10 protein-coding genes are annotated in these 12,528 nt (G+C 42.3%); 1 reads left to right on the plus strand and 9 read right to left on the minus strand.

Annotated features, from left to right (window positions below):
- Positions 1 to 78: 78 nt before the first annotated feature.
- On the minus strand, positions 79 to 2,901 hold the full coding sequence (pulA, locus tag AC2HW8_RS08190; RefSeq protein ID WP_484327406.1) for a type I pullulanase: 2,823 nt from the start codon (positions 2,899 to 2,901) through the stop codon (positions 79 to 81).
- Positions 2,902 to 3,296: 395 nt separating this feature from the next.
- Positions 3,297 to 4,553, minus strand: coding sequence for a phosphopyruvate hydratase (gene eno / locus AC2HW8_RS08195; RefSeq protein ID WP_484327407.1), 1,257 nt, complete (start codon positions 4,551 to 4,553; stop codon positions 3,297 to 3,299).
- Positions 4,554 to 4,731: 178 nt separating this feature from the next.
- On the opposite strand from eno, the gene AC2HW8_RS08200 reads away from it, so the two are divergent.
- The gene (locus AC2HW8_RS08200; protein WP_303932163.1) at positions 4,732 to 5,037 is read left to right on the plus strand and encodes a LysM peptidoglycan-binding domain-containing protein; all 306 of its coding nucleotides are present in this window, start codon (positions 4,732 to 4,734) and stop codon (positions 5,035 to 5,037) included.
- 54 nt (positions 5,038 to 5,091) lie between these two features.
- On the opposite strand, the gene AC2HW8_RS08205 is transcribed toward AC2HW8_RS08200, so the two are convergent.
- From AC2HW8_RS08205 to thrS, 7 genes are all read right to left on the minus strand, one after another.
- The gene (locus AC2HW8_RS08205) at positions 5,092 to 5,463 is read right to left on the minus strand and encodes a metallopeptidase family protein (RefSeq protein WP_303932166.1); all 372 of its coding nucleotides are present in this window, start codon (positions 5,461 to 5,463) and stop codon (positions 5,092 to 5,094) included.
- A 9-nt stretch (positions 5,464 to 5,472) separates the two neighbouring features.
- The gene (gene rpoD, locus AC2HW8_RS08210; RefSeq protein WP_101069886.1) at positions 5,473 to 6,576 is read right to left on the minus strand and encodes an RNA polymerase sigma factor RpoD; all 1,104 of its coding nucleotides are present in this window, start codon (positions 6,574 to 6,576) and stop codon (positions 5,473 to 5,475) included.
- 21 nt (positions 6,577 to 6,597) lie between these two features.
- Entirely contained in the window at positions 6,598 to 8,364 is a 1,767-nt protein-coding gene (gene dnaG, locus AC2HW8_RS08215) for a DNA primase (RefSeq protein ID WP_015523647.1), read from the minus strand.
- A gap of 143 nt (positions 8,365 to 8,507) precedes the next feature.
- Positions 8,508 to 9,137: an IMPACT family protein gene (locus AC2HW8_RS08220; protein WP_484327408.1), complete on the minus strand. Its 630-nt coding sequence runs from the start codon at positions 9,135 to 9,137 to the stop codon at positions 8,508 to 8,510.
- A gap of 102 nt (positions 9,138 to 9,239) precedes the next feature.
- Entirely contained in the window at positions 9,240 to 9,443 is a 204-nt protein-coding gene (rpmE, locus tag AC2HW8_RS08225; RefSeq protein ID WP_015523645.1) for a 50S ribosomal protein L31, read from the minus strand.
- 89 nt (positions 9,444 to 9,532) lie between these two features.
- The gene (locus tag AC2HW8_RS08230; RefSeq protein ID WP_484327409.1) at positions 9,533 to 10,327 is read right to left on the minus strand and encodes a M15 family metallopeptidase; all 795 of its coding nucleotides are present in this window, start codon (positions 10,325 to 10,327) and stop codon (positions 9,533 to 9,535) included.
- 27 nt (positions 10,328 to 10,354) lie between these two features.
- Positions 10,355 to 12,301: a threonine--tRNA ligase gene (gene thrS / locus AC2HW8_RS08235; protein ID WP_117881275.1), complete on the minus strand. Its 1,947-nt coding sequence runs from the start codon at positions 12,299 to 12,301 to the stop codon at positions 10,355 to 10,357.
- Positions 12,302 to 12,528 lie beyond the last annotated feature (227 nt).

The raw sequence follows: 12,528 nt of genomic DNA on the forward strand, positions 1-12,528 counted from the left end.
ATATTCCTCCTTATTAATTTTTATAATCTATTCCGTCAGCATACGGAAATAACTACCTTTAATTAATCTTCTTCAATATCAATCTTCTTCAATGTCAAGCTCTGACATAATGCGTTTTTTACGCTTGTTTGAAGAATAAATAACCGACGCCGCACACAGAGCAATTATAAGACCGGTGCCGACATACACAAACGGAAGCATCTGCTTGAGCGGATCGGGGTTTGACGAGTAACTGAACACTACATTGATTTCGCCCGATTTAAATGTTCCGTTTGCCTTTTCGGGAACGCTTACAAGATCTTTTTCCTCATATGTATTTTGAGAAAGTGAATAAGCCTGTCCTTCAACACCTGTGATTGTCTTTGTATCAAGAATTTTACCTGAATCGTCCATATAAATGGCATTGACTCTGCAAACAGTCTTATCCTCATCATCAGTTACACGGGTATATTTGTACGTAACGGTCTTGCTTGCGGAATCAAGCTTGCCTGCACCGTTTGTCGGGAGGTCGTCAAGAACAAGCTTGTAATTTTTAATTGACGGAAGGTCGGGAGTATAATACTGCTCGCCCTTTCTGTTTTTTACAAGAAAAGAATCTTCAATTTCCGTATTATTTGTTTCGTCAACAAACTTTACGGTAACCGTTGACATCTCGCCGTCATATTCTTCAACATAAACCTTTGCATGACCTACCTGATCCGTGAACACACCTTTGATTTCACCGTCGGTTTTCTTAACATCATAATTAAGAGTTGACGCAAGATTTGTCACATCATAGCTTGTGCCGAGTTCGCCTGTGAGCGTCTGTGACTTGATGAGTTTTTCGGTTTTGTTGTCATAATAATCAATGACAACAGCGCCCTCATCATCCATAATTCCCGCAGAATCATAGCTCTTTGTGTCAACCATAATAACGGCTGAATGCACCTCAACCTTTACGCTGTTTGTAACATTCTTTATGTTGCGAAGTCCTGCTGTCTTGTTATCTGCAAGAACAACCCAGTCACCTTTTGCGGTAACATTCTGTGCAGAATCGGAGCCGTTGAAGATTACGCACATCTGACTCCATTTTCCGCTCTCAGTGTTATTTATTGTGTAGCCCATAACACCCTTTGGAACATCGGAAAGATATGTAAGGCTGTTGGCTGTTTCAGCAGTAGAATCCGAGAATGCCGCAAAAGCGTCACGGATTTTATAAAGGCCTCTGTAATATTCAATTACATCTGAATAGAGATCGACATTTTCCCAGTCAAGCATATTTTCTTTTCTGCTTGACGCATAGCTGTTTTCATCACCGTCTTTACTGCGACAAAACTCCTCACCGCCGAGTGAGAACGGAATACCCTGTGAAGTAATAACAATTGCCGCAGAAAGCTTGTTCATTGCAACAAGATCTTCATATCTTTTGCGATATTTACCATCGGCACCGTAAACCGAGCCGACAAGCTTATCGTAAAGACAAAGGTTATCGTGACATGATGCATATGTTACACATTGCGACGGAACATTTGCCCAGCCTGTTGTTGTGTCACTCTGACCTGCTATACCTGTTTTCAGGTTGGCTCTGCGTGAACCTTCCTGAACAAAAGCACCGTCCGTACCGCCTGTACTGCCCTTGATTGCATCACGGATTGTATCATCAAACGCACCGATGCGGTCGCTCAACTGCTTGAGATTTTTCTGACTTGCCAATACTGTGCCTTCGTCACAATTGGTTGCCATATCCCACGCCTCACCGTACATAAGAATCTGACTGCCGCTGCCGTCTGCATAAAGATTGTCAAGTGCGGTACGAATTGAATTCATAGTTGTTACATCATGAAGTCCCATAAGGTCAAAGCGGAAACCGTCAATGTGATATTCGCTTGCCCAATATGTAACGGAATCAATCATATACTTTCTGAACATAAGATGTTCGCTTGCTGTATCGTTTGAACAGCCCGAACCGTTTGAGAAAGTTCCGTCATTGTTCATTCTGTAGTAATAATTCGGAACTGTTCTCTGAAGCCAAGAATCAGAGGTGTAGGTGTGGTTATAGACAACATCCATAATTACACCGATTCCGGCATTATGAAGTGCCTGAATCATCTGCTTACATTCCTTGATTCTCACTTCACCCTTTTTAGGATTTGATGAATAAGAACCCTCGGGGCAGTTGTAGTTGACGGGATCATAGCCCCAGTTGTACTGGTCCATAATGTTCTTGCTCTCGTCAACAGAACCGAAATCATAGAACGGCATAATCTGCACATACTTAACGCCGAGCTTTTTCAGATAGTCAACGCAGGTTGAAGATGCACCCTGAACACCGTTGACTGTTGTACCTTCTTCGGTAAAAGCAAGGTACTTGCCACGGTTAGCCTCACTCACGCCGCTTGATTCGGATGATGAAAAGTCTGCTACAGAGATTTCCCAGACCGACGCATCAGTCTGATTCTGTACAAGCACATGCTTATCATTTTCCCAACCATCGGGATTGGTTGTGCTTAAATCGACAACCATTGAGCGTTGACCGTTCACACCGCACGCCTTTGCATAGACATCAGCCGTTTCCTTGGTAGTTTTTCCGTGTGTTACCGAGTAGGTATAATATTTGTTAAGCAGGTCACCGTTAATTGTAACGGACCACACGCCCGTTGTTTTGTCAAGCGACATGGCTCTTGACATTATAGAACCTGCATCTCCCTCATTATCACTGCCGTGTTCAAAAATATTCACACGAACAGACGCCGCATTAGGCGACCATACCTTGAAGGTAGTTGCCTTTTTTGAGTAAGAAGCTCCCAAATCATTACCTGAATATGCCGACTTATCCAGATTTGCAGCATATGCCTGATAATCTGTTACAGTTTTCTTTTCCGCTGCCGAAACATCAGCCGCACACATTCCTGTAATCATCATAGCTGTCATTACTCCTGCCAATAATCTTTTTAGAAACAATCAAAAATGCCTCCTGACTTATTCGGATATGAGCAAAACAAAGGTTACAATCAGCACTGTTTTACAATAGTCCATACGAATTCCAATGTTAGCATTTCATTAATTCATTTTATCATATAAGGCAATATATTTTAATTCCGATTAAGAATATAGCAATTGATAAAGGCTTTATTGTTGTAGAATTTTCTTTGACAAATATGTGCAGTATGCTGAATTTCTAAAAGTTTATTTTTAAATTTATATTAAGCAAAGAAAAATCCGTCAAATAAATACAATTCGACAGTTAAATTTACTAAATTTATGAATTTTGTTATCAATAGAAAAAAATTCCCCGACCGCAGTCGGGGATGACAGAATCACAAGCCGTAGGTTGAAGTGTTGACAATTGCACTCTCAATCCGAAGAAGTCTGTTATATTTTGCAACTCTGTCGGTTCTGCACGGAGCACCTGTTTTTATCTGTCCCGAATTAACCGCAACGGCAATATCCGCAATGGTTGTGTCCTCTGTTTCGCCGCTTCTGTGTGAAATAATCGTGCGATAACCCGCCTTGTGAGCCGTGTCAATTGCATCAAGCGTTTCCGTCAGCGTTCCTATCTGATTAATTTTAATCAAAATTGCGTTGCCTGCTCCGAACTCTATGCCTTTTTTAAGTCTTTTTGTGTTTGTAACAAACAAATCATCGCCGACAAGCTGAACTTTGTTGCCGATTTTTGAAGTAATATTCTGCCAACCGTCCCAGTCGTGTTCGGAAAGCGGATCTTCAAGCGAGATAATCGGATAATCAGAACAGAGCTTGTCAAAATAATTAATAAGTTCGTCGCTTGAAAGCGAATCGCCTCTCTTTGGAAGAATATATTTTCCGTCGGAATACCATTCGGAAGATGCGGCATCGAGCGCAATTTTAATTTCATCGGTAGTATAACCTGTTTTTTCAATCGCCTTAATTATATACTCAATTGCATCCTCATCACTTTTCAGGCTCGGTGCATAACCGCCCTCATCGCCTACACCTGTTGACATATTATTCTCTTTTAGAATTTTGCCGAGTGTATGGTAGATTTCACAGCACTGCATCATTCCCTCGGAAAAACACCTTGCACCGACAGGCATAATCATAAATTCCTGAATGTCGATATTATTTGACGCATGAGCGCCGCCGTTGAGAATATTCATCATTGGAACCGGCATTCTGACCGCATATGTTCCGCCGATATAACGGAATAACGGCAGTCTGAGATTCTTTGCCGCCGCCTTTGCACAGGCAAGCGATACGGCAAGAATAGCATTTGCACCGAGCAATTCCTTATTTTCCGTGCCGTCAAGTTCGATCATTTTGCTGTCGATTGCACACTGGTCAAAAGGTGAGTCGCAACAAAGATTAGGCGAAATTATGCTGTTGATATTTTCAACGGCTCTCTGCACACCTTTGCCGAGATAGCGTTTTTCACCGTCACGAAGTTCAACCGCCTCAAATTCTCCTGTTGACGCACCCGAAGGGACAGACGCTTTTGCAAAGGTTCCGTCGGAAAGTCCGACCTCCGCCTCAACCGTAGGATTTCCTCTTGAATCAATTATTTCTCTGCCGATTATCGTATCTATTTTTATTTCCATTTATATGCCCTCTCGTATTGAAATTTTATAACATAAACCGTTTTCAGATATTTTTAATCTGAGCAACGCTGTGTTTTGTCTGCATTGTTATTTTTCCGTACACGGTTTATTTTATGCAGGAGTAACGCATTTTTGTCACAGGCATATATTGTTACTATGAAAAGCAAGGAGGACAGATATGGAAATGGTTCAGTACACCGTTCGTCCCGGAAATACGCTTTTTGGCATTGCGCAGTTCTTTCAGACAACGGTGAATGACATATTAAAATACAACAACATTCAAACTCCTGACGCTATTTTTGTAGGTCAGGTTCTTACGGTTCCCGCCGGTAGTGCGGAAACACAGTATCATGTTGCCCGTCCGGGCGATTCGCTGTGGATAATTGCACAAATGCACGGAACAACCGTTGAAAATCTCTCACGGCTTAACAGACTTTCAAATCCGAATGTAATTTATCCGGGGCAGATTATAAAGGTAAGATAACAAAGGAGGACAGCTTTCTGTTTAGAAAAGCTGTCCTCTTAAAATTTTATTTGATTATTTACTGTGTTTTCTAAGGTAATCGTCAATCTGATTTCTGTCAAAAATTCCGAGGTCATCGCAACCTGCAAGATACTCGTTATGATGGCGAACCTCGTGATGAAGTATTTCAACGAGCTTTTTTCGGTATTCCTCATTATCAAGTGAGCCGTAAACCCTGTTGATTGAACCGTAGTAAAACACAATTGCATTGCCGAGAGAATTGCGTATGTACTCACCCAAAATGAACAAATCATTGTTAAGTGCTTTTGGATGAACCTTTAACTGCGGAAGAAGGGAAATTCCTCCGTTTAAATCTCTGTATAATTCATAGGGCATGGAATCTGCAATTTCGTCAAGCATTGCGCCGCATTCATCAAAAGTAATCATAAAGTCTGATTAATAGTCAAGATAGTCCTTGAGCTTTCTGCTTCTTGAAGGATGACGGAGCTTGCGGAGAGCCTTTGCCTCAATCTGACGGATACGCTCACGGGTTACATTAAACTCCTTGCCGACTTCCTCAAGGGTTCTGCTTCTGCCGTCCTCAAGACCGAAACGGAGTTTGAGAACCTTGGCTTCACGGGGAGTGAGGGTTGAAAGAACATCCGAAAGCTGTTCACGGAGCATTGTGTGTGATGCGGCATCGGCAGGTGCGGGAGCATCGTTATCGGGGATAAAGTCACCGAGATGGCTGTCTTCCTCCTCGCCTATAGGAGTTTCAAGTGAAACAGGCTCCTGAGCAACACGCATAATTTCACGAACCTTGTCAACAGGCATATCAATTTCTGCGGCAATTTCATCGGCAGACGGCTCATGACCGTTCTGGTGAAGGAGCTGGCTCTGAACCTTTTTTACCTTGTTGATAGTTTCAACCATATGAACAGGAATACGGATTGTACGAGCCTGATCGGCAATTGCACGGGTAATGGCCTGTCTGATCCACCATGTTGCATATGTTGAAAATTTAAAGCCCTTTGTATAGTCAAACTTTTCTACAGCCTTGATAAGGCCGAGATTGCCTTCCTGAATAAGGTCAAGAAACTGCATGCCTCTGCCGAGATAACGCTTTGCAATTGAAACAACAAGACGAAGGTTTGCCTCGGAAAGACGCTGTTTTGCGGCAACATCACCGTCAGCGATTCTGATTGCGAGGTTGATTTCTTCATCGGAGGAAAGTAGCGGAACCCGTCCGATTTCTTTAAGATATACCTTTACGGGATCGTCAACCGAAACGCTGCCTGTTTCTGCAATCTGAGCGTGTGAGTCGCTGTCTTTGCCTTCATCAAAGCCAAGGTCGATATCGTCAATTTTAATATCGCCCGAATCCTCTACGATTTCAATGCCAAGCTGTGCAAGTGAATCATAAAGCTTTTCAAGCTGTTCGGGATCAAAGTCAATTTCACCGATTGCATCAAGAATGTCCTGGTTTGTAAGCTGACCTTTCTGCTTACCGAGTTCCATAAGTTCTCTTACGACTGTTTTCTTATCGGGTGTAGCTGCCATACTCATTTTCCTTTCCTGCGTTTACTGCTTCTTTTTCCTTATTTTATCAAGATATGCCATAAGCTCCTCATTTGAAACATCGGCTAAATCGCCGGAATTGAGCTTTGAGCTTTCCTCGTTGATAACATTTATGTATTCATTCATTGCCTCAGCGGTTGACGCCCCCGGAATTGCCTGTGACATCAGCTGATAAAGCTTTGAATTTTCATCCTGTGTAAAATCTGCCGCCGTATTCGTAAGAGGATCTTCTCCCCTCTCAATGCGAGCACTGAAATATTCAAAAAACCTCCGCATCAGAGTATTCTGAAACTGTTCGGGCTTTACCCTTGCAGAAATCTCCTCATATGCATCGGGATTGTTTAAAAGATAAACCAAAAGAGCTTCTTCGGCACTTGAACTGCGTGGCTTTTGGAAATGCTCAGGATTGATTTTGTCATTTCTTCGGCTGAGTTCAAGCTGAATTTGACGAGCCTGTTTCTTTTCTTCAGCCCTTTCACCTCTGCGTGACACCCTTGACACCTGCTGTTTAAATGCATTTTTGTCAACTCCGAGTTCGGATGCAACCTTTGAAGAATAGACATCCCGTTCAATCGGACTGCTGATTGTTGCAATCAGCTTTGCCGCCTCCTCAAGAAAAGCAACCTTGCCCTCCGTCAGCTGAATATTGTGTGCATTTTTTAGCTTTTGCAGTCGGTATTCAACATCGTTACCGCATTTGTCAAGCAATGCTTTGAATGCGGCAGGACCGTCATTACCCTTTGATTTGATAAATTCATCGGGATCCTTACCGCTTGGAATTGTAAGAACCTTAACATTAAGTCCCGAATTTCTGAGTATAGGAATTGCCCTTGCGGTAGCCTTTTGACCTGCCTCATCGGCATCGTAACAGATAATCACCTCATCGGCATACCGTTTCATCAAAACAGCCTGTTCACCTGTAAGAGCCGTTCCCAGGGTTGCAACGGCATTTGTAAAACCTGCCTGATTTACAGCGATGACATCCATATAGCCCTCGCAAAGAATCAGAGTTCTCTTGCCCGAATTTTTTGCGTTGTTGAGCGAAAACAGGTTTGCACTCTTTTTAAATACGGGAGTATCGGAGGTGTTGAGATATTTAGGCTTTGCATCGGACATAATTCTTCCGCCGAATGCAATAACATTTCCTCTCAGATCAATAATCGGAAACATAACACGATCTGTGAATCTGTCATAGATTCCGTTGCCGTTTCTGTGCCGAACCGCAAGATTTGCGGCAACAAGTTCGCTGTCATTAAAGCCTTTTGATTTGAGATGATTGCATAGTGACGACCAGTTATCATCGGCATAACCAAGTCCGAAATGACGGATTGTTCTGTCGGATAAGGCTCTTGAATGAAAATAATCAAGACCTTTTCTGCCTTGCGGAGAACACAAAGCGGCATAATAAAACCTTGCCGCCTCACGGTTAGCTTCAAACACTCTGTTTCTAAGACGGCTCATGCTGTCATCATAGCTGTTTTCGGGCATTTCAAGTCCTGCCCGCTGTGCAAGATACTTCACGGCATCGACATAGTCAAGATTTTCAATTTTCATAATAAAAGAGATGACATCTCCGCCTACTCCGCAGCCAAAACAATAGAACGAACCGTTTTCGGTATATACATTAAAAGAGGGAGTTTTTTCGCCGTGAAACGGACAAAGACCGACCATATTTCTTCCCCGTCTTTTGAGATTGACATAACCCGAAACAACATCCGTGATATCGTTTCGCATTTTTAAATCCTGCAAGAAACTTTCAGGGAAAGCCATAAAACTCCTCCTCTCGCTTACCTATTAGCTTTTTACGAAATTTTTTTGAATATTCCTTTAAATATTTGAAATTATTTTGAAAAGTATTTCATTTTTTAGCTTTTGAGGTCGAAAGCATAAAAAGTTTTGTCATAAAGAAAACTTTATAACTCAACGGCATAATATTTTTCCTCATCAAAAACCGCCTGAACCTCACCCGCAGTTGCATCTGCAAGCTTTTTGTTAAGCTGTGGCAGTAAATCGGGTTTTATATGGAATTTAATCAGCACATCGCCTTCATAGACAGTATCGTCAACAGTACCGCCGTTATCAGTTACAAGTGCCGAAACCTTGCCGTACCGGTTGTATGTACAACGAGCAGAACAGACAAGACAGTTCTGCATCATAACGATTTTTGCGGCGTCAAGGGCAATTTTTGCACCGTGAGAATATGCTCTCACAAGTCCGCCAGTGCCAAGCAAAACACCGCCGAAGTAGCGGGTAACAACAACACATACATCATAAATTTCATTTTTTACAATTACATCAAGGCAAGGCATACCGGCTGTACCCGAAGGTTCACCGTCATCACTGTAACGCTTTATGTTGCCCTCACGCAGAGAATAGGCATAGACATTGTGAGTTGCATTCCAATGTTCACTGCGTTTTTCGTTGATAAAATCAACAGCCTCCTGCTCACAGGTTACAGGCTTGCAATAGCCGATAAAGCGTGAACGCTTTTCAACAAATTCGTCTTTTGCGTTACTTAAAACGGTTTTGTAATCCTTTGCCATAATAATACCTCAATTATACAGACACTCTGCGCACGATTATGCAAAGTTTCCGTAAAGTAAACAAGGCGGCACAATGTGCCGCCTAAACAATTACATAATAAATTATTTATCCATACCGAAACGCTTCTTGAATCTGTCAACGCGTCCGCCGGTATCAACTAATTTCTGCTTTCCTGTAAAGAATGGGTGGCATTTTGAACAAATTTCAACACGGATGTCCTTCTTTGTTGAACCTGTTTCAATAACATTACCGCAAGCACAAGTAATTGTTGTTTTCTCATACTTAGGATGGATATTCTCTTTCATTGTTTTCACCTACCTGACATTACACAATTAACGGATTAATTATACAACATAATATTGCAAAATGCAAGCGTTTTTAAAAAATATTTATTTTATTTTGGGATTGCCTGTTTTTGAAGGTAGCTTTTGTACTCTTCAAGGCACATTCCGTAGGAACGCATACGCTTTGCGTTTTCAATCCCCACATATCTGTACAGCGAGTCTGACGGATTCATTCGTGTTACTGAGGTTTTGCTTTCGGTATATCTCTGAACAAATCCGTATTCAACGCAGTTTCGCTCAAGAAATGCCTTTGAACCCGAATTTGAAAAATCAAATTCAACAAGCAATCCCGTCTGTGACTCCGACTGTCCGCCATGAGGCGTGGTTTTTACGACCTCCGCCTCTGCTCTGACAGTTGTATATTTTGATGATTGCAACATCTTTTGAAGTTCGGACTGAAACCTTTCTTCCTGTTCATCATAACTCACATATGCAGTCTTGATTTTAAGCTCGGTGCCGTTTTCTTTTGACGCTTTCAAAAGATTCTCAAGAGGTTTCAGTGCGTCCCTGTTCACTCTGAATCCGTTCAAGGTTTCAAGATCGGGCACATAATCCTTATCAAGCGGATTTGCGCTGTCAACAACCGTCAGCAGCATTTCGCTTTCTGCCTGAATCTGTTCGGGAGTTTCGGGATTACTTTTCTGATTACTTTTAAGTATTGAAAAAATTCCAAACGCAATAGCTGCGACAAGAATCACACCGACACAAGCTAACGCAATGTACCTTCGCCGAGGATTTGACACGGGAAGAATTCTTCCCGTTCTCTCCTCAATAAGCGCCTGTTTTCGTCTGCGTTTTGATTCTCTGTAGCTGTTTTTATCAAACGGAGTGAATCCTCCGGACATCAGCATCCCTCCGAAAAAATTTCAGAATTATTTTTCTTTTGTATCTACTTCGTTCTTAACAAGAGCAACAAATTCGTCAACAGACATATTCGGGATTTCTCCTCTTTTTCTTGAACGAACCGTAACTGTTGATGAATTCATCTCGTTGTCGCCGATTACAAGAATATACGGAATTCTTTCAAGTCTTGCAGCCTTAATCTTTGGACCGATGTTTTCATCTCTGCTGTCAACAGTAACTCTCATGCCGAGTGAAGTAAGTCTGTCTGCAATACCCTGTGCATACTCAACATTACCCTCTTTTATCGGAAGAAGTCTGATCTGCTCGGGAGCAAGCCAAAGCGGCATTACACCGGCAAATCTCTCAATCATATATGCAAGAGTTCTTTCAAAGCAACCGAGTGAAGTTCTGTGAATAATATACGGAAGCTTCTTCTGACCGTCCTTGTCGATGTAGTACATACCGAATCTTTCGGCAAGGAGCATATCAATCTGGATTGTAACAATTGTGTCTTCCTTACCGAATACATTCTTGTACTGAATATCAAGCTTCGGACCGTAGAATGCGGCCTCGTCAATACCAATCTCATAGTCAACATCAAGGTCATCGAGAATAGTTTTCATAACAGCCTGTGACTCTTCCCACTGTTCCTTTGTGCCCTCATACTTATTATTCTTGTTTTCAGGATCCCACTGTGAAAATCTGAAAGTACAGTTTTCAAGAAGTCCTACCGTATCAAGGAAATATTTAGCAAGCTCAAGACAACCCTTGAATTCCTGTTCAAGCTGATCGGGACGGAGAATGTAGTGTCCTTCTGAAATTGTGAACTGACGAACACGGATAAGACCGTGCATCTCACCGCTTGCCTCGTTACGGAAAAGTGTTGATGTTTCCGTAAGACGCATCGGAAGGTCACGATATGAACGCTGTTTGTTAAGATAAACCTGATACTGGAATGGGCAAGTCATAGGACGAAGTGCGAAGCATTCCTTTTCTTCATCATGCGGATCGCCGAGTACAAACATACCGTCAAGATAATGATCCCAGTGACCTGAAATCTTATAAAGATCTCTCTTTGCAAGAAGAGGAGTTTTTGTAAGAAGGCAACCCTTTGACTGCTCAACATCTTCAACCCATCTCTGTAAAAGCTGAACAACTCTTGCACCCTTTGGAAGAAGAATAGGAAGTCCCTGACCGACATAGTCAACAGTTGTAAAGTATTCAAGTTCACGACCGAGCTTGTTGTGGTCACGAAGCTTTGCTTCTTCAAGCTTTTTGAGGTGTTCTTCAAGCATTGACGCCTTTGGGAAAGCTACACCGTAAACACGGCAAAGCTGTGCGTTGTTTGCGTCGCCTCTCCAGTAAGCGCCTGTGCAGGCAGTGAGTTCAATAGCCTTGATCGGTGCAACACTCATGAGGTGAGGACCTGCGCAGAGGTCGATAAACTCACCCTGTTTGTAGAATGTGATATGCTCGCCCTTGTCGGAATGTTCCTTAACAAGTTCAACCTTGTAAGGCTCGTTCATCTCTTCAAGTTTCTTTTCAGCCTCCTCCGGAGAAAGCTCAACTCTTTCAAGCTCAAGACCTGATTTTACGATTTTCTTCATCTCAGCCTTGATTTTTTCAAGGTCTTCGGGTGAGAAAGGCTTTTCAACATCAAAATCATAGTAAAAACCGTTGTCAACGGCAGGACCGATTGCACACTTTGCATTCGGATAAAGTCTTTTTACTGCCTGAGCAAGAACATGAGAGGCTGTGTGCCAGAAAGTTTTCTGACCGTCAACATTATCAAATGTGAGAAGTTCAACCTTACAATCTTTTTCAAGCGGTGTTCTGAGGTCACAAAGGTCGCCGTCAACCTTTGCACAGCAAACAGACTTGTACAAGCCTGCACCGATTGATTTTGCAATTTCGGCAGGAGTTGTACCATTTTCAAATTCCTTGACTGCTCCGCCTTTTAATTCAACATTAATCATAACCATTCTCCTTTTTAATATGTGATGAAAACAAAAAAATCCCAATATTCCAAAAACGGAATATTGGGACGAATAAATCGTGGTTCCACCCAAGTTCGGCTTAAAGCCCTCTTGACGGTTTTAACGCAACCAAACGCCGTGCCATTTCCTGCACAGTCTTAAAGGTGGTAACTTGCAATGCTTTTTGCGAAATATCACAGCAAATAATTTCGCTCTCTGGAAAAAGC

This window comes from Ruminococcoides sp. (genome assembly GCF_057037865.1).

Bases quoted from the DNA above. Each gene is read 5' to 3' on its own strand.
- pulA (WP_484327406.1), bottom strand. From the start codon at position 2,901: ATGATGATTACAGGAATGTGTGCGGCTGATGTTTCGGCAGCGGAAAAG.
- thrS (WP_117881275.1), bottom strand. From the start codon at position 12,301: ATGATTAATGTTGAATTAAAAGGCGGAGCAGTCAAGGAATTTGAAAAT.
- AC2HW8_RS08220 (WP_484327408.1), bottom strand. From the start codon at position 9,137: ATGGCAAAGGATTACAAAACCGTTTTAAGTAACGCAAAAGACGAATTT.
- rpmE (WP_015523645.1), bottom strand. From the start codon at position 9,443: ATGAAAGAGAATATCCATCCTAAGTATGAGAAAACAACAATTACTTGT.
- AC2HW8_RS08200 (WP_303932163.1), top strand. From the start codon at position 4,732: ATGGAAATGGTTCAGTACACCGTTCGTCCCGGAAATACGCTTTTTGGC.
- rpoD (WP_101069886.1), bottom strand. From the start codon at position 6,576: ATGGCAGCTACACCCGATAAGAAAACAGTCGTAAGAGAACTTATGGAA.
- dnaG (WP_015523647.1), bottom strand. From the start codon at position 8,364: ATGGCTTTCCCTGAAAGTTTCTTGCAGGATTTAAAAATGCGAAACGAT.
- AC2HW8_RS08205 (WP_303932166.1), bottom strand. From the start codon at position 5,463: ATGATTACTTTTGATGAATGCGGCGCAATGCTTGACGAAATTGCAGAT.
- AC2HW8_RS08230 (WP_484327409.1), bottom strand. From the start codon at position 10,327: ATGTCCGGAGGATTCACTCCGTTTGATAAAAACAGCTACAGAGAATCA.
- eno (WP_484327407.1), bottom strand. From the start codon at position 4,553: ATGGAAATAAAAATAGATACGATAATCGGCAGAGAAATAATTGATTCA.